14 protein-coding genes and 1 pseudogene are annotated in these 17726 nt (G+C 67.0%); 6 read left to right on the forward strand and 9 right to left on the reverse strand.

Features of this window, described 5'->3' with window-relative positions; all coding sequences use genetic code 11:
- Window positions 1-25: 25 nt before the first annotated feature.
- A complete protein-coding gene (locus tag JWS13_RS43770) occupies window positions 26-2854 on the forward strand; it encodes an FtsW/RodA/SpoVE family cell cycle protein (RefSeq protein ID WP_206011295.1) in 2829 nt (942 codons plus the stop codon).
- On the opposite strand, the gene mreB is transcribed toward JWS13_RS43770, so the two are convergent.
- The 3 genes from mreB to JWS13_RS43785 form a co-directional block, all read right to left on the reverse strand.
- On the reverse strand, window positions 2855-3844 hold the full coding sequence (mreB, locus tag JWS13_RS43775) for a rod shape-determining protein (RefSeq protein WP_087557527.1): 990 nt from the start codon (window positions 3842-3844) through the stop codon (window positions 2855-2857).
- A gap of 111 nt (window positions 3845-3955) precedes the next feature.
- Window positions 3956-5302, reverse strand: a complete 1347-nt coding sequence (locus JWS13_RS43780) for a permease prefix domain 1-containing protein (protein WP_206011296.1) — start codon at window positions 5300-5302, stop codon at window positions 3956-3958.
- Window positions 5302-5664: a PadR family transcriptional regulator gene (locus tag JWS13_RS43785; RefSeq protein WP_087557526.1), complete on the reverse strand. Its 363-nt coding sequence runs from the start codon at window positions 5662-5664 to the stop codon at window positions 5302-5304. Before JWS13_RS43785 ends, JWS13_RS43780 begins: the two co-directional genes overlap by 1 nt.
- 141 nt (window positions 5665-5805) lie before the next feature.
- Between JWS13_RS43785 and JWS13_RS43790 the strand changes: the two genes are divergently transcribed.
- A complete protein-coding gene (locus JWS13_RS43790) occupies window positions 5806-6549 on the forward strand; it encodes a Clp protease N-terminal domain-containing protein (protein WP_206011297.1) in 744 nt (247 codons plus the stop codon).
- 40 nt (window positions 6550-6589) lie between these two features.
- Here the strand turns inward: JWS13_RS43790 and JWS13_RS43795 are convergent, their stop codons facing one another.
- Entirely contained in the window at window positions 6590-7486 is an 897-nt protein-coding gene (locus JWS13_RS43795; RefSeq protein ID WP_206011298.1) for a glucose 1-dehydrogenase, read from the reverse strand.
- Between the two features lie 39 nt (window positions 7487-7525).
- On the reverse strand, window positions 7526-8398 hold the full coding sequence (locus JWS13_RS43800; protein WP_206011299.1) for a hypothetical protein: 873 nt from the start codon (window positions 8396-8398) through the stop codon (window positions 7526-7528).
- Between the two features lie 235 nt (window positions 8399-8633).
- Between JWS13_RS43800 and JWS13_RS43805 the strand changes: the two are divergent.
- Window positions 8634-8907 (forward strand): annotated as a pseudogene (locus JWS13_RS43805) (hypothetical protein).
- 41 nt (window positions 8908-8948) lie between these two features.
- Here the strand turns inward: JWS13_RS43805 and JWS13_RS43810 are convergent.
- The 4 genes from JWS13_RS43810 to JWS13_RS43825 form a co-directional block, all read right to left on the reverse strand.
- Window positions 8949-9959 carry a substrate-binding domain-containing protein gene (locus JWS13_RS43810; RefSeq protein WP_206011300.1) on the reverse strand — a complete coding sequence of 337 codons (1011 nt, stop codon included), beginning with the start codon at window positions 9957-9959 and terminating at the stop codon, window positions 8949-8951.
- Between the two features lie 38 nt (window positions 9960-9997).
- A complete protein-coding gene (locus tag JWS13_RS43815; protein WP_206011301.1) occupies window positions 9998-11422 on the reverse strand; it encodes a sugar porter family MFS transporter in 1425 nt (474 codons plus the stop codon).
- Between the two features lie 175 nt (window positions 11423-11597).
- Window positions 11598-12554: a sugar phosphate isomerase/epimerase family protein gene (locus tag JWS13_RS43820; RefSeq protein ID WP_206011302.1), complete on the reverse strand. Its 957-nt coding sequence runs from the start codon at window positions 12552-12554 to the stop codon at window positions 11598-11600.
- A gap of 33 nt (window positions 12555-12587) precedes the next feature.
- On the reverse strand, window positions 12588-13775 hold the full coding sequence (locus tag JWS13_RS43825) for a Gfo/Idh/MocA family protein (RefSeq protein ID WP_206011303.1): 1188 nt from the start codon (window positions 13773-13775) through the stop codon (window positions 12588-12590).
- 385 nt (window positions 13776-14160) lie between these two features.
- On the opposite strand from JWS13_RS43825, the gene JWS13_RS43830 reads away from it, so the two are divergent.
- From JWS13_RS43830 to JWS13_RS43840, 3 genes are read left to right on the forward strand one after another with little or no spacing between them, the layout of a single operon-like run.
- A complete protein-coding gene (locus JWS13_RS43830; protein ID WP_206011304.1) occupies window positions 14161-15198 on the forward strand; it encodes a LacI family DNA-binding transcriptional regulator in 1038 nt (345 codons plus the stop codon).
- 18 nt (window positions 15199-15216) lie between these two features.
- Complete coding sequence (locus tag JWS13_RS43835; RefSeq protein ID WP_206011305.1) at window positions 15217-16659, forward strand: hypothetical protein; 1443 nt, start codon at window positions 15217-15219, stop codon at window positions 16657-16659.
- Window positions 16659-17681 carry a glutamate ABC transporter substrate-binding protein gene (locus JWS13_RS43840; protein WP_206011306.1) on the forward strand — a complete coding sequence of 341 codons (1023 nt, stop codon included), beginning with the start codon at window positions 16659-16661 and terminating at the stop codon, window positions 17679-17681. The genes JWS13_RS43835 and JWS13_RS43840 overlap by 1 nt, the downstream gene beginning before the upstream one ends.
- Window positions 17682-17726: the final 45 nt, after the last annotated feature.

Below are 17726 nucleotides of genomic sequence, written 5' to 3' on the forward strand. Positions count from 1 at the left end.
GGGGGGGGGGGGGGGGGGGGCAGCGATGCAGGAGGACAAGCACGAATCCGACCCGTGGATCGTCGGGGCGGCGATCGTCCTCGTCGTGCTCGGACTCCTGAATCTGACGGCGACCGGGATGACAGGCCACGCCGTTCGCCATCTCCTCTTCGCGGCGGTCGGACTGGTCATCATGTGGGTGTTGTCCCGCATGCGGATCAGTGACCTCCGGGCCTTCGGCTGGGCCCTGTTCGCGGTGGCGACCTTGTTGCTCGCGGCCGTGTCCCTGGCAGGAGTCGCGACGAAGGGCGCGCAGCGCTGGCTGAACTTCGGCGTGTTCACCGTCCAGCCCTCCGAGTTGGCCAAGCTCGCCCTGATTCTGGTGCCCGCGAGCATGCTCGCGGGTGGGTTCACCCTCGCACGATTCGTCGCCACCCTGGCTATTGCAGCGGTGCCGGTGGCGCTCGTGGCGGTCCAGCCCGACCTGTCGACGGCCGTCGTGCTCGTTGCGACAGCCGGGCTGATGCTCATCCTGGCGCGGGTCCCGCTGCTGCCGCTGGTCCCGTTGTTCGTGGTGGGGATTGCGTCGCTACCGCTCGCGGTGCTGTTCCTCAAGCCGTATCAGCTCGAACGGGTGCACGTGTTCCTGTCGAGCAACGCCGACCCGGCAGGCGCGGGGTGGGCCGAGTTGCAGGCGAACATTGCGATCGGCAGTGGCGGCCTGTGGGGTCTGGCGCGTGACCCGATGTACTCCGTGCGGGCACAGTTTCTCCCCGAATCGGAGCACGATCTGGCGTTCGCCAGCCTGGTGTACGGGTGGGGCCTGATCGCCGGCCTGGCCGTCGTGGTGGCGACGTCGGTGATCGTGTGGCGGGCCGCACTCGCTGCGCGCACGGCACGGACCCGGGAGGCTGCACTCGTCGCGGCCGGGATCGGTGGGTTGTTCGGAATCCACGCGCTGGTGTCGATCGGTCAGAGTCTGTCGCTGCTGCCCCACACCGGAATGCCGATTCCCCTCTTCAGCTACGGCGGGACGGCCGCGATCGTCGGATTCGCCGCCATCGGACTGGTACTCGCGGTGCGCCGAGACGGCGTCGCGCGACCACTGTGGGCCCCCGACCCCCGGCGCCGGCGCCGCCCACGCGGAATGTCGGCGGGCACGATGACGATGATCGCCGCACTCGTCGCCATGTCGGTGTTCGCCTGGCAGGTGCAGCACGACCGGGGTGCGGAGTATCGGTCGATGAGTGATGCACAGATGATGCGGTGCATCCGCCTGCCTGCCGAACGCGGACTGATCGTCGACCGCAACGGCGTCCCTCTCGTGGCGAACGTCGCCGAGTACGCCGTTGCCGTGGTCGCTCGAATGTTCGAGAAGAGCGACGACGACGCCCGCAACCGGCTCGCCGCGCTGCTCGCGAAGTCACCCGACGAGCTGTCGGACCTGATCGACGCCGGCGGCGAGGGTGAAACCCAGGTGGAGGTGGGGAGAGTCCCACCCGACCAGGCTCGGGGCATCGTGGATGCGCACCTTCCCGGTGTTCTCGTGGTGCCGTCCGGACGCAGGCAGTACCCGTACGGTGCCGTACTCGCGTCCATCCTCGGACACGTCGGGGTCGCCGACGCCGACGACATGGAACGCTGGCCCAACCTCGCACTCGGATCCCGGGTCGGCAAAGCGGGACTCGAGAAGCAGTACGACGCTCTGCTCCGCGGCAGTGACGGCAAACAGTGCATGTACGTCGACCCGTCGGGCAATCCGGTGGCCACCGGCGAGCGCATCGACCCGGTGCGGGGCCACGATCTGCGCCTGCACCTCGACATCGGTGTGCAGACCCTGGCCACCGACGCGCTCGTGGAGGCGATGCGCACCAGCAAGGGCGACCTCGGCGCCGCCGTCGTGATGGATGCGCGGACCGGAGCCGTGCTCGCTCTCGCCAGCGTCCCGGGCGCCGACAACAATGTCTACGGACCCCCCGCCGACCTCGTCGCGCTCGCGGCGCAGAGCCAGACCCCGGGCCCGAGCGCGTTGGTCAACAACGCCACCCAGACCGCGGTCCCGCCCGGTTCGACATTCAAGATCGTCGTCGCGTCGACGGACATGCAGTACCCGATGCTGTCGCCCGACGCGGTGGTCGAGACCGGCGCGGCCTACACCTACGGTGGGCACACCTTCCGGAACTGGCAGCCGATGGGCCCGAACAATATGCTGCAGGCGATCCAATGGTCCGACAACGTCTACTTCTACAAACTCGGTGAGCTCCTGGGTCCGGAGAAGATGGCCGACGTCGCGAGTCAACTCGGCGCGGGACGGCAGTCCGGGATCGACCTGCCCGGCGAGGCGGAGGGATTCCTCGGCACCCCGGAGAACGTCGGAAGCATCGGGTCCACGTGGTATCCCGGGTCGACGCTGTTGATGGGTATCGGGCAGGGCACCGTCAGCGCGACCCCTATCCAGGTCGCGCGCTGGACGTCCGGGATCGCCACCGGCGCGATGGTGACTCCTCAGCTGGCCGCGTCGTACGGGCCGGAACTGATCCCCATCCCGACAGAGGCACCACAGCGGCTCGCGTTCGCCGACCGTCTCGATCCTGTCCGGGCGGGGATGCGGGCGTCCGCGGCGGCCGGGACCGCCGGGCAACTCGCGGACCTTCCGGTACCGGCCGGCGCCAAGACGGGAACTGCGGAGGATCCGTCAGCGCCTGGGGGACTGAACGCCTGGTTCTCCGCGGTGGCGCCATTCGACGCCCCCGAGATCGTGGTGACGGCGCTGGTCCGTGGTGGCGGCTTCGGGTCGGCGACTTCCGGCCCCGTGGTCAAGAAGATCCTCGAGCACTACTTCCCGCGACCACCTGCTCCGGCGCCGCCCCGGTGATCAGCTGCTGTACGCGGCAACGACCTCGGGATGCACGAGACATGCGGTGGCGCCTTCGGCGACGCAGGTGAGGGGGCGCTCGGCCGTCTTCACCGGGAATCCGAACGCTTCCTCGAGCAGCTGCGAGAGGCCGCGCAGCATCGCCCCGCCGCCGATCACGAGCAGCCCTTCCGACATCACGTCGCCGATCGCCTGGGGCGGAAGGTCTTCGAGGCACTCGGTCAGGGTGCGGACGATTCCGGCTGTTGTCGGCCGCAATGCATCCACGATCTCCTCGGTTTCGAGTGTGACGAACCGTGCCCGGCCGGTGGCGGCGTCACGGCCCTCGACGACGAGTGACTGCCCTTCGTCGGTGTCGGGTGCGCCCAGCTTCGCGCGCTCGGCGGTGAGCTCGCCGACGACGATGTTGTGCTCCGACCGCAGGTAGTGGTACAGCGCGTTGGTCAGTTCGTCCCCGGCGAGTCGGCAACTGCGGTGGGAGAGAATGCCACCGAAACAGATGGCGGTGATTTCCGAAGTGCCGCCACCGATGTCGACGACGAGGTGGGCGCGTGCTTCGAGCGGATTGATTCCGCAGCCGAGGGCACCCGCGACCGGCTCGGGCACCAACCCCACCTTCCGCAGGCCGGCCTCGTGCCCGACCTCGAGCAGGGCCCTGCGCTCGAGCGGGGTGGCGCCGGCAGGCACCGAGATGACGGCCTTGGGCCGCACCCCGTATCGCCTGCCCGGCGACACCCGTTTGACGATCGCCGTCACGAAGGCCCGTGCCGACTCCAGGTCGACTATCACCCCGTCACGCAACGGCCGCACCGGAGTTATTCCGATTGGCGTACGGCCGACGAGACTTCGCGCCTCGGTACCGATGGCGAGAGCACGGTGCGGTTCCTTCGTCCGAACCAGCATGAAAGACGGCTCGTTCAGTACGATGCCGTCGTCGGGAGTTCCGACGACAGTGTTGGCAGTTCCGAGATCGATACCAAGTCCACCCACGTCGGCCTCCAGAGGGATTCCAGCGAGATGTGCTTGATGTTACGCAGCGGCAGCGTCATTCGGAAGGTATCGCGGTCATTGGAAGCATCCCGGTAAGCGGTCACGACGTGGTCACGCGAAATCGAACAGTGGTGGAAGCACGCCGACCATCAACGCCGCCCATACACCGAACACGGGGAGGTAACGCGTCTGCCAGCGTTCGGTGGAGCCGAATTCGCGCCGGCCCCGCAGGAACCCGAGGATGAGAACGGCCGACCAGGTCAGGTTGACGAGGAGGACCAGGTTCATTCCGAGTGCGGCCACCTTGTTCGGGGTGAAGCCGAATTCCGCGATTCGCGTGAGCATGGCGAACAGCATCAGCAGGTCGACCGCGAGGGCGCTGACGACGAGGACGAGCTGGAGGCGATCGAACAGGTCGGGCGGCAGGTAGGGGTCGCGGGCGGAAATCGCGTACAGCAGCAGGCCCAGGACGACGACCAGGATGAGGTCCATCAGGATCAGCAGGTTCCGGTCGACATCGACCACGCTGCCGGTCGTCGCGAAGGCGACGAGCAGCACCAGCAGCATGAGGGTCGTCAGTGGTGTGAACACTCGGGTGAGGACGGGGGCGATGTTCTCCACGACGTTCTGTTTCGCCTCCACCAGCCATGCGGCGACGATGACCGCACCGGCCGCTCCGAACGGAACCACCCAGTCCTCGACGACCCACTCGACGCTCAGGCCGAGGGCGTCGAAAGCATTGACCGTCAGGCCGATGAGCACGCCGCCGCCGAGGGCGAGGAGGGTCAGGTAGACCACCCATTCGCCGGTGAATCGAATGAAATCCATCCGCCGCCGGTCCGACCGCCGCTGGCCGCCGACGTACGCGACGCCGACCGCGAACCACAACGCGATCGGTGTGTGGATCGCCGCGATCACCTCGGTGGAGCCGTTCGAGACGAACGGGAAGACGTTCAACAGGACCGCCGCCAGGGCGAACGGCACCACCAGCGCCGCGGCCAGTCGGAGCGTCACCTTCCGTTTCCACGCGAAGTATCCGGTGAGGAAGGGAAGAACGAACAGGCTGAGGTTGCGGGCGAGGTCCTGCTCGTCGAGTGTCGCCAAGCCCGCTTTGAGGGCGAGTGCGGCGCCGACCGCGAATCCGAGAACGACGAACAGTTCACGGGTGGGGCGAGTGCGATCGCCGTCCGGCGCGGCGGGCAGCAGGACGAGTTGCTTCCACAGCCGATCGGAGTGCTCCCGCGCGAACTCGCGGGAGATGTCGTCGACGTTGCCCATCCGTTTGACCGCGACCAGGAACGCCTCGTCGGTCTTCAGGCCGGCGGCGGACAGATCCGAAATCTGATCGCGTAGATGGTCTTCCATCTCATCCGTGTCGGCGGCGGATATCGCGTGGCGGCGCTCGACGAACCCCCGCCACTGACCGATCTGCGATTCGAGTTCCTTGTCGGTATCCATCACGACCATCCTTCCGCGGGCGCCGGGGGCAGTTGAACGGAGCGCCACACCTGGCTCAGTGCGTCCGCGACCACGTCCCACTGGGCGCGCCGTTCCGCCAGCATTTCCCGGCCCTTATCGGTGATCGTGTAGTGCTTGCGCCGCCGCCCACTGTCGGAGGCGCCCCACGACGCCGACACCAATCCCAGCCGTTCGAGCCGATGCAGCAGGGGGTACAGCATGCCGTCGGTCCATTGGATCCGTCCGCCGGACAGGTCGTTGACCCGCTTCAGGATGGCGTACCCGTAGGACTCGCCCTCGGCGAGAATCCCGAGCACCAGGGGAGTGGCCGACGCGGCCACCAGATCTTTCTCGATATGCATAGAACCCCTATCCCTAGATCTGCTAGCCATCAAAGTAGCAGACGGCCCGTCGCTCAATGCCTTCTCGTTGCGGATCGTCGTGAATGCTTCGATCGACAACCCAGGGTTGACGATGGGGGACCGTCAACTTAGAGTTGACGCATGGAGAATTCAACGCCCGCCACCCCGCCCATCCGCCTCGACGACCTCATCGACGCGATCAAGAAGGTGCACTCGGAGGCCCCGCTCGAGCAACTCACCGACGCGGTTCTCGCCGCCGAACACCTCGGCGAACTCGCGGACCACCTCATCGGGCATTTCGTCGACCAGGCCCGCCGCTCGGGGGCGTCGTGGACCGAAATCGGCAAGAGCATGGGAGTCACCAAGCAGGCTGCGCAGAAGCGGTTCGTCCCCAAGGACCCTGGGCAGGCCTCCGACCTCGATCCGAATCAGGGATTCAGCCGATTCACTCCGCGCGCACGGCAGGTCGTGGTCGTCGCGCAGAACGAGGCCAGGGCCGCAAGTAACGCCGAGATCCTGCCTCAGCATCTCGTCCTCGGACTCCTGACCGACCCCGATGGGCTCGGGGCCCGAGCGATCGCCGCACAGGGCGTGAATCTGGACACGGTCCGCCACGCCGCGACCGCGACGCTGCCTCCTGCCGTCGAGGATTTACCCGCACTCATCCCGTTCGACGCCCAGTCACGCAAAGCACTCGAACTGACCTTCCGTGAGGCACTTCGGCTGGGGCACAACTACATCGGAACCGAGCATATTTTGCTCGCCCTGCTCGAGGTCGAGGACGGAGTCGGTGTGCTCGCCGGACTGGGTGTCGACAAAGCCGCCGTCGAGGAGAACATCGCGGCCAGTCTCGCCGCCATAGTCGCCGCTCAGAACAAGGAGTGAGCTCGCTCGGAGTGCGGTCGCACGCCAGTCACCACGGTGGTCACGTGAAGGGAATGCCCCCGGTGACGCCGAGCACTTCCCCGGTGACGTAACTGGATTCGTTCGACGCGAGGAACACGTACGCGGGAGCCAGTTCGGCCGGCTGGCCGGGCCGGCCCAGCGGCACGTCGTCGCCGAAGTTCCGGTAGCCGTCGGCGGGCATGGTCGCGGGGATCAGCGGCGTCCAGATGGGGCCCGGTGCCACGGCGTTGACCCGTATTCCCCGTTTCGCCACATCGGCGGCCAGTCCCTTGGTGAAGTTGATGATCGCCGCCTTGGTGGTGGCGTAGTCGAGCAGGCCGGGGGAGGGATTCATGCCCTGGATCGACGACGTGTTCACGATGGTCGATCCCGGTTCCATGACCGCGACGGACTTCTTGCACAGCCAGAACAGTGCGTAGAGGTTCGTCCGCAGGACGCGGTCGAACTGCTCGGTGGTGATGTCGGCGATGCCACCCGTTTGGACCATCTGAAACGCCGCGTTGTTGACGAGGATGTCGAGGCCGCCGAGTTCCCGCACCGTCAGGTCCACGAGAGTCTGGCAGTGGTCCTCCGACGTGATGTCCCCGGTTGCAACGACGCCTCGCTGCGCGGCCTCGTTCACCAGTCGGACGGTCTCCCGTGCATCGGACTCCTCGGCGTCGAGGCAGCTGACCACCACGTCCGCGCCCTCACGAGCGAACGCGAGCGCTACTGCCCGTCCGATGCCCGAATCCGCGCCCGTGATCAGGGCACGACGGCCGTCGAGGCGGCCGCTGCCCCGATAGGTCTTCTCGCCGTGATCCGGCGTGGACACCATGTCGGCGGTCAGTCCCGGGTGCGGTATCTCCGGTTGATGCTCGCGGTCGGGATCGGGGTACTGCGTGGTGGGATCCTGCCGGGCGTACTGGTCGGCCATTCTCGTATCCCTTTCGTCATTCCCGGTCTGCAGAGACAACTACCGGCGAGCCGGTACGAAGCGCCGAACCGCGCGGATCGCTGCGGGCGGTCGCGCCGGATGCCACACGTCGCGATCGGTGTACGACCAGGCATAGATCGGGCTGCCGTCGCGAATACAGTCGAGCAGCCGCGGTTCGTCGAGCTCGTCCGCCGACCATTCGTACAGCTGCTGCAGGCGCGGTCCTATCAGGCCGTAGTCCAGCATCTCGCCGAGGTTGTGCTCGGCGGCGACGTACGCAGCGACGTCGTCTCCGAGTGGATATCGGTCGGGGAGAACCCGCGAGAGGGAAAGGAAGATCCCGGTCATCGACAGTCGCGGATCGCCGAGCAGGGGTCCTGCCGGCGCGAGCCGCCCGAGCGCCAGTCGTGGCGCCGCGACCAAGGCATGGGCGAAGAGAACGCGGAGCAGCACGACGTTGAGAAAGAAGCGCTCGGGACGGCTCTCGGTGTCGGCGAGGTCGCGATGGTCGAGATAGGCGGACGCGATGCTCGCGTTGTGGGCCCGGTACCACGTGCGTGCGGTCGGATCGGCAACGAACAGCATCCACAGGTCGACCGCGTGCGATGACGGCCTCCCTCCCATTCCGCCGCTCCGGGCGACGGCCTCGCACCCGTCGCGCAACAGTCGCTCATTGACGGCCCGCCACCAGGGACTGCCGGGTGGCGTCGCGTCGATCGCGGCCAGCACGCCGCGGCCGACCTGCCAGCGCATGAACGACAGCGCCGCACGGCGAAACGGCAAATGCCGCGGTGCGTTGCCCACCGGACCGTGATACGTGCGGGCACTCAGCTCGAGGCGGGCATCAGGATCGTCACGCACGGCGTGGACCTGGCCGAGCGCCCAGTCTGCGGCGGAACCTCGCGAACTCACCGTCCCATTGTCGGACCCGACCGGTCTGGGAGGAAAGGGCAGGGCGAGTCGAAACTGGACAGTGGGGGGTGAGTCGCACCGTCACCGCGGAGCGCAGATGTCGAATCCTTTGATCCTGAGGGTGACCCGCGAACCACGTGCTCGACCGCGATATCCTCTCTCCTCCAAACAGATTCGATGCTTCCGCGAAATGCACCCACCGCACCGGCGGGAGCAGGAGGAAGGGGAGGAACAGATGACCGCAGCTCTTGCCGTCTCGATCGCGGTGACGTTCATCTGGCCGGGGATGGTCGTCGCGATCTCGTTCCTGGAAGCACCGCTGAAGTTCCGTGCACCTGGGGTAACGGTGCCGCTCGGGCTGGGGATCGGTCCCGGTTGACGCGTTGATCCGACACGTCCTCGCCGGCGAGGACGTCCCGCGTTCTCACGCGCACTACGTCTACATCGGTCTGGAAGTTGTGAAGGTCGTTGCTCTGCTGATGACCGGGTGCCTGCTACTCGGTGTGTGACGGGGTGCATCGAGGGCTCGATCACGGGGCGGGTCTCGGACTCAGCGTGTGCCGTTGGCGGCGTACTCGGCGACGGAGTCGATGTTCGTCCGGTCGATGAACGCCGGGCCTGTGAGTACGGGCTGCCCGCCGCCGATGGTGTTGCCGTTGTTCAGGTACAGCCAGAGGGAGTCGACCGCGAGATAGCCCTGCAGGAACGGCTGTTGGTCGATGGCCCATTCGACGTCGCCGGCCTGGATGGCCTTGACGAGGTCGGCGTTGGTGTCGAACGTGACGATGGTGGCGTCGCTACCGGCTGTCTCTTTGGACTGCACGGCAGTGAGGGCGATGGCGGTATCGAGCGCCACGACATGGTCGATCGTAGGGTCCTGTTGGAGCTTGGCGGTGATGGACGCCTCGACGGATGTCATGTCTTGGCTGTTGACATTGAGAACTTCGGTGTTGCCGCCCGATAGACCCTGCGCCACACCCGCGCAGCGGGCTTCGAGGGAGACGTTGCCCTGTTCGTGGTTGATGCAGAGCGTTCTGCGGGCGTCCTCGGCGGCGAGACGTTTGCCGGCGGTTTGGCCGGAGAGGGTTTCGTCCTGACCGAAGTACTGCTGAACGCCGAGGTCCCGCCAGGCGTCGTATCCGGCGTTGAAGCCGACGAGGGGGATCCCGGCGTTCTCGGCGGCGCGGACCGACGGGCCCACGGCGTCAGGTTTGGCCAGAGTGAGTGCGATCCCGTCGACCTTGCTGTCGATCGCGGATTGGACGAGGTTGACCTGGTTTGGGGCCTGCGGGTCGGAGGAGTAGCGCAGTTCGATGTTGTCCTTGGCCGCGGCGGTTTCGGCGCCCTTGCGGATCAGGTCCCAGAAGGCGTTGCCGGGAACGCCGTGCGTGATCATCGCGATCGTCGCCACGGGGGTGTCGGCGGTTCCGGCGGAGATCCCGCTACCGGTATCTGCGGGTTTTCCGCCGGTGCTCGAGCAGGACGCGGTAAGCAGGGCCGCGGCCGCAAGTGCAGCAGTGGCGAGTGTGGTGAGGCGGCGATGCCTCTGGGCAGAGCTCATATCGGGTCTCCTCGTTCGTGAGCAGTCGGGTCGGGTGGTCAGCGACGGGCGTGGGCGCTTCGGAACTCGTCTTCGAACTCCTCGAGGGATTTGCCGCGGGTCTCAGGAACCATGGTGGCGACGAAGACGATCCCGAGTACACCGATTCCGGCGAAGACGAAGAACGTTAGTGCGATGCCGAGCGCGGACACGAGCGGCGGAAAGCCGAATGTGACGACGGCGTCGGCGACCCACAGCACGAATACGGACAGTCCCATCGCGAAGCTGCGGAGCTTGAGCGGAAACATCTCGGCGAGCATCAGCCAGACCAGAGGACCGAGGGTGCCCTGCATGGAGAACACGAAGAGCACCACGAACACCAGGATGATGTAGGGCTTGATCGCGTTGTCGGGCAGCAGCAGTGCGGAGGTGCCGACGAGTACGTGGAACGTCACGATCAGGGATAGTCCGCCGATGAGCATGGTGCGGCGGTCGACTCTGTTGATGAGCAGGACTCCGACGATGATGCCGAGCATGCTGAACAGCCCGTTGGCGGTGTTGGCGATGATCGCGCCGCCGCTCGAGAATCCCGCCGTCTGCAGTAATTGCGTGCCGTAGTACATGATCGAGTTGATCCCGGTGAACTGCTGAACAATTCCGAGGACGGCGCCGATGATCACCAGGCGGCGGATCCACGGCACGGCGAGGTCGCGCCACCCGCCCGTGTGCAGAATCTGCTCCTCTTCGGCGAGGGCATGCACCTCGGCGATCTCGGCGTCGGCCCGTTCGGGCGAGCGCACCTGTCGCAGTACGTCGAGGGCCTCGCCGTCACGACCACGGGAGGTGAGCCATCGCGGGCTTTCCGGCATCCTCAGCATGCCGATCAGCAGCGCGAACGCCGGCAGGACCGAGACAGCGAGCATGTAGCGCCAGACGTTGTGGTGGTGTCCCCAGGTATGCATGATGACGGCGTTGACGATGAATGCCGCGAACACTCCGCCGACGATCATGATTTCGTTGCGGGAGACGAGGCTGCCGCGTCGCTCGGCCGGCACGAGTTCGGCGAGATAGACCGGAACCGTTGCCGAGGCACCGCCGACGGCGAACCCGAGGACGAAGCGGAACGCCGCGAGGGCGGGCCAGGTCGGGGCGAACACACACCCGAGGGTCCCGATGATGAAGATGCAGGACAGCATGAGTAGGTTGTGGCGGCGTCCGTGACGGTCGGAGAGTCGGCCGCCGACCAACGCCCCGAAGGCGGCCCCGAAGATCAGGATGCTCACGACGAAACCCTCGCTGAGCGGACTCAGCCCGAGGTCTGTCTTCATCGGGTCGCCGGCGCCGTTGATCACGCCGGTGTCGTAGCCGAACAGCAGGCCACCGAACGACGCGACCACCGTGACCACGCCGAGCCGCCTCGTGTGCGGACCTGGTCTGTCGGGTGGGAGTACGACGGGGGAGGTCAGAGTGGGGGTGGTATTCATCGTGCGGTCTCCGATTCATCGCGGCCCGGCATTCCGGGGCCGACGATCAGTTGCAGATGGTGTCGGTGTCCGATCGGGCGATCACGACACGCGGGCGTGGACGTGCGTTCGGCGCGCGGAAACGGGGAGGACAGGCTCCCGCGCGCCGAAGTCGGTGGTGCCGGCGGGACGGGACCTATCGCACGGCCGGCGGCAGGCCGATGCCGGCGAAATATTCGCGGGTGCGGACGGCGATGGCCTTCGCACTGCCGGGCGGGGCGGGGTACATGTCCTGCTCGATGATCAGTCGCAGATCTCGGCCCAGCGCGGCGAGGTCACGCAGCAGCGGTTCCATGGTGGGCACACCGAGCGGCGGTTCGACCATGGCGCCGCGCTGGACGGCCTCGTAGAACCCGACGCGATCGGTGCGGGCCTGGGCGGCCACCCCGGGGTCGACCTGCTTGAGGTGGATGTAGCTGATGCGGTCGGGGTAGCGGCTGATGATCTCGCGGTTGTCGCCCGAGCAGTACGAGACGTGTCCGGTGTCCAGGCACAGCGACACGGTCTCGGGATCGGTGTCGTCGAGGAACTTCTCGATGAACGCCTGGGTGTCGACGTGGGTGTCGACGTGCGGGTGGAAGCCGGCCCGCACCGCGAATTCCTCCGCCACGAGGCGGCCGAGCTTCGAATGTCCGTCGACGAGGTCACGCCACTGCTCGGCGGTCAATTCGGAAGGTTGGGTGAGTGCTCCCGTGTGCAGGTCGGTGTACTGCTCGGGCAGCACGACCAGGTGGTGAACGTCCATCGCAGAGAGTAGTTCGCAGACCGCGAAGGCGTCCTTGCGGCCGTTCTCGAAGGCCTCCTCGCCGTGGTGCAGCGCCGTGCCGACAGTGCCGCCGGTCAATGTCAATCCGCGTTGTCCGAGTTCGTCTTTCAACTGTTCGGGGTGGGTGGGCAGATAGCCGTACGGGCCGAGTTCGATGGTGTTGAAGCCGGCCTCGACGACCTCGTCGAGAAATGTGCTCCAGTGCGGTTGCTTGGGGTCGTCGGGAAACCAGATGCCCCAGGAGTCGGGGGCGGTGCCGAGGCTCAGTCGCGAGAACGCGGGGTCGGGCCGGGCCGCTGTTGCAGCGGCGAGATCGGGTGAGGTCATAACGGCGTCCTTTTCAGGTCGGTGTACTTCGGGTCAGGCGGGGGCAGGGCTGGAGCTGAGCGCCAACGTGGTGTCGACCTCGTCGAGGGAGACGGCGGTTCCTGTCTCGGCTGCCCGCTGGGCAGCGTCGACCGTGAGCATCACGCGGTAGGCGGAAGGGAAACCGGTGTCCATCGGGGTCCGGGCGAGAATGCACCGCACGAAGTGCTGGATCTCGGCGACGAACGCCTCGGCGTATCCGGTACCGACGCCGCCGCCGGGCATCGCCGCCACATCGGAGAAGTAGGGATGTGCCGGGCTGGTGAAGACGCGGCGGGGGCCTGACAGCGCTGCCGGTCCTTCGGCGATGTGGACGTGGAACTCACCGGCGGCGATGGAGTCGAACCGAGCATGCCCCTCGGAGCCGTGAACCTCGATACCCAGGGAGTTGGGGATTCCGGTCGCGATCCGATTGACCCGGATCTGGCCGACTGCGCCGCTTTCGAGTTCGACTGTCAGCAATGCGATGTCGTCCGTGTCGACTACGGCGGACTCGCCGGTACCGGGGACGGGACGGCGGTCGATGGCGGTCCGCAGGGTTGCCGACAGCACCCGGCGGATGGGGCCGACCACGTACTGCACCGTGTCGATCGCGTGGGTTCCGATGTCGATCAGTGCGCCCGCACCGGCGGTGTCCTTGGCGTATCGCCAGCTGAACGGGGTCTGCGGGGAGGAACCGTAGTCTGCGTTGTACCAGGCGGTGAAGTTGTGGACGGTGCCGATTGCGCCGTCGGCGACCAGGTCGTGTACCGCCGCCAGGCCGGGCAGGCGCCGGAACGAGAAGCCGACTCCCGTCACGGCCGGGGACTGTTCGGCCAGCGCCACCAGTTCGGTTGCTTCCGCGGAGCCGCGTCCGATCGGCTTCTCCGTCAGGACATGCTTTCCCGAGCGCAGGATGGCCGGCAGCACGTCGGCGTGCACGCTGTTGGGAAGTGCAACCGAGATTGCGTCGATCGTCGGGTCGTCGAGGACCTTCTGCAGGTCTGCCGTGGCCTCGGCGTACCCGTAGCGGGCGGCCGTGCGACGCGCCAGTTCGACGTTCGGGTCGACGACTACGGCCAAGTCGATCTGGACGGTGTCGAGCCCGCTCGCCATCGAGACGTTGCGGAACCCGAAGGCATGCGCTTGGCCTGCGGCACCGGCGCCCACGAGCGCCACTCGGATCTTCTGCTGTGGGGACATCGAACGATCTCGCTTTCTCTGGCTGAACACGGAAGCGGAGGGCAATCCCGACCGATCCGAACTAATTGTGGAACGTTCCACACGGCAAAAAGTAACGACGATCACATCGTGCTGTCAAGAGTGTTGCAGATTTCCATGCATGGCCTCAGGGGGAGTGGGGAGTGTACTACCAGGCGCTGAAGTGGGGATATACCCCGAACTGGTCGAGGTGTCGGTCTTGCGCGGGCGTGATTCTTCGGGGGCGTCGCTGCTGCCGCAGGTGCGGCGGCGGCGAGCGGAATGCGGGCACCGATTGTGGAACGCTCCATAGTTGCTATGCTTGCTCGGCGACGTCTCGGACGCAGTGCTGTGACCCCGGATGCCGCAGAAGGGGAGTGGTGGTTCCGTGACCGACAGCGAACCCTCGGCCGACGTCCGCGCGGCCCGGCCGACGATCTTCGACGTGGCGAGTCGGGCCGGCGTGTCGAAATCGTTGGTGTCCGTGGTCCTGCGTGGCAAGTCCGGGGTGAGCGCCGCCAAGCGTGCCGCGGTGTTGGGCGCCGTCGAGGAGTTGGGGTATCGCCCGAACGCTGCGGCCCGATCGCTGGCGCAGAAGCGCACCTTCACGGTGGGCGCGCTTCTCAGTGACCTGCGCAATCCCTGGTTCATCGATCTGCTGGCCTCTACGCGGACCGAGTTGTCGGCGCGGGGGCTCAATCTCTTCCTGGCCGAGGATCATCAACTCGAGACCGACACGTCCGTGCTCGATGCGTTCGTCGAAGCCCGCGTCGATGGGCTGCTCTGCCTCGGGACCGTGCCCCCGACCGAACAGTTGCTGTCTACGGCACGGAATCTGCCGACAGTCGTCGTCTCCGGCCGGGAGCCCGATCTGCCGAACGTGGACGTGGTGACCGGCGACGACCGTGCCGGCGCGGCGCGGGCTGTTGCGCATCTCGTCGAACTCGGCCACACCCGCATCGCTCACCTCGCCGGAACGGGACGCGCGGCTGACCTGCGCACCGACGGGTACCGCGAGGAGATGCACCGAAACGGGCTCGCCGAGCACATTCAGATCGAGATCAGTGATCGCAGCGAAGCGGGCGATACGCGCGCGGCCCGGGCGTTGATGACATCGCGGCCCCGGCCCACGGCGATTCTCGCCAACAACGATTACGCCGCACTGATCACCATGTCGCATGCCGTGGAGCTGGGGTTGTCGGTCCCGGCAGATCTCAGTGTGGTCGGCTACGACAACAGCTATCTCGCCCGGACCGGCTACATCGGCCTGACGAGTGTGGACAACAACTATGTCGAGATGGGCAAACTCGCCGTGCAGAAGCTCGTCGCTCGTATCGAGGAACCGGACGCCGCGCGTACGGTCAGCCTGCTCGACCCGACCCTGCTTCCCCGCAGGACCTCGGCTTCACCTGCACGCTCCGATTGAGCGCAACCGACGACCGTCATGTCGGTCCGTCGGCCGCCGCGTTCGGTGCACACTGGACTCAGCGACGCCGCCCGGATCGGTGCTCAACCGGAATCGCGGGCGGCGGTGCAGGAGGGCCGGATGTTCCACCGCGGCGACCATGTCGTCACCGAAACCCCGACGCTCGACGAGGATCTGCTCGTCGAGCCCGAAGGTCGCCGCCCGTGGGTCGAATTCCTCACGTCCACGCCCGGACGGCTGACCGTGCTGGGGGTCGCGCTCATCGCCGTGGTCATCGCCGCCGGCGTGCTCACGTCGGCGGCGATCGGCGCGCGGCAACAGCGAGTCGAGGTGCTGCGCACCCACACCGAGCCCCTGGCGAACGCCGCCCAGGCCCTCTACAGCTCGCTGTCGATCGCCGATGCGGCCGCTACGACATCGTTCATCTCCGGTGGCGAGTCGGGTACCGGCGCGGAGCAGTTCACGCAGGCGGTGGGGGACGCGTCGAACGCGCTGGTCACCGCGACCAACGGGGTGTCGTCCCAGGATGCCGAATCGCTGGCACTGTTGTCGGACGTCGTGCGCAACCTCGCCGAGTACTTCAATCTCGTCGCCACGGCTCAGGCGAACGATCGGGCCGGCAACCCGGTCGGGGTGGCATATCTGTCGGATGCCTCCGCGCTCATGCAGGACACCATCCTCCCGTTGGCGGAGCAGCTGTATATCCGTCAGTCCGACGCGGTCGCCGAGACCCAGACACACACGGCCCAACTTCCCGCGGCCGCGTTCACGGTGACCGCGGCCGCGCTCGTCGCGCTCGTCCTCGCCCAGCTGTACGTGGTGCGGAAGAGCAAGCGCCGGTTCAACCCCGGTCTTGTTGTCGCGACCCTGCTCATGGCGGGACTGCTGGTCTGGCTGATCGCCGGAAGCCTGGTGTCGACGTCGGCGAGTGAACACGCGAGAACCGAAGGAACACAACCCATCAACACTGTTGCCCGCGCTCGTATCCTGGCGCAGCAGGCCCGCGCCGACGAGACCCTCGCCCTCCTGCAGCGCGGTGCCGACACCCAATCGGAAATCGACTACACGCGGCACTCCCAGGCGTTGTCCGACGAGCTCACCCGGCAGCTGGACAGCTCGCACGGTGACGTCGCCGCGGACGACCTCCGCGACGCCGTGGCGGCCCGCGACGGCTGGCTGGCCGCGCACCGGGACATCGAGATCGCCCTCGAACGCGGTGACTACCCGACCGCCGCGGCGATCGCCGCCGGGTCCGGCTCCGGTACGTCGGCGGCGAAGTTCGCGGCCATGGACGAGGCCCTGCAGAACGCGATCGACCGACTTCGGGACGACGAGGCAAACGCTGTGACCGACGCCTACCGGTCGATGTCGTCGTTGGCGGTCGGTAGCATGATTATTGGCGTGTCCTGCGGATTCGCCGTCGGCGGGGGAATCTGGCCGCGACTGAACGAGTACCACTGATGACGCAGATGAGGATTTCGAGACCGGGGGCGAGGCCGTGTGTTCGGCACCTGGTCGGCATTCTCGCTGTGGTCGTCCTCGCCGGCTGCGCAGCACCCGACCCTCTCACCCCGACGGTCGCGGGCACGTACACCACACGACCGATGACGAACGGTGCGCAGATCATCCCACCCACGAACAATCCGCCGCCTGCAGGACCGTCTCCCGAGTCGTGCGGAGCGCTCGCGAGCCTGCGGCCCGGCCCGCAGCCTCCTCCGGGACAGATGCCGCCCGGTGGGTCACTCGCCGAGATCGCGGCGCGCGGCCGGTTGATCGTCGGTGTCGACCAGAACACGAACCCGTTCAGCTTCCGCGACCCGACCACGGGCACCCTGCAGGGCTTCGACATCGACGTGGCGAAGGAAATCACCAAGGACATCTTCGGTGATCCGACGAAAGTCGAATTCCGGCTGCTCACCTCGGCCGGCCGTTTCACGGCACTCGAGCACAACGATGTCGACGTCGTCGTTCACGCCACCGCGATCACGTGCGAACGCGCCCAACGCGTCGCCTTCTCCACCGAGTACTTCCGCGCTTTTCAGCGAATCATGGTTCCGCGGGGTTCCGACATCACGGGGCCGGCGGACCTGGCCGGAAAACGGGTCTGCACATTCGTCGACACCACGTCGCTTCCCACCGTCCAACGGGTCGCACCGGAGGCCACGATCGTCGCCGTCCCCGATTGGGACGACTGCCTCGTCACCATGCAGAAACGACAAGCCGACGCGACCAGCACCTCCGACTCGCTCCTGGCCGGCCTCGTGTCCCAGGACCCGCATTTTCAGATCGTGGGACCACCGATGGAGGACGAAGAGCATTGGGGGATCGGTGTCAACAAGTACAAGGACGACCTGGTGCGGTTCGTCAACGGCACCCTCGACCGCCTGCGCGCGGACGGCACGTGGATGCGCCTGTACGACCGGTGGCTCGCCGGTTCGCTCGGGCCGATCGCAGGCCCACCCCCGGCTACCTATCGAGACTGAGCGACGACGCAACTGCAGCCGAGCGCGGGCAGGTGCCCGCGCTCG

The sequence above is a fragment of the Rhodococcus pseudokoreensis genome, from assembly GCF_017068395.1.
In the GTDB taxonomy this organism is placed as follows: Bacteria; Actinomycetota; Actinomycetes; order Mycobacteriales; family Mycobacteriaceae; genus Rhodococcus_F; species Rhodococcus_F pseudokoreensis.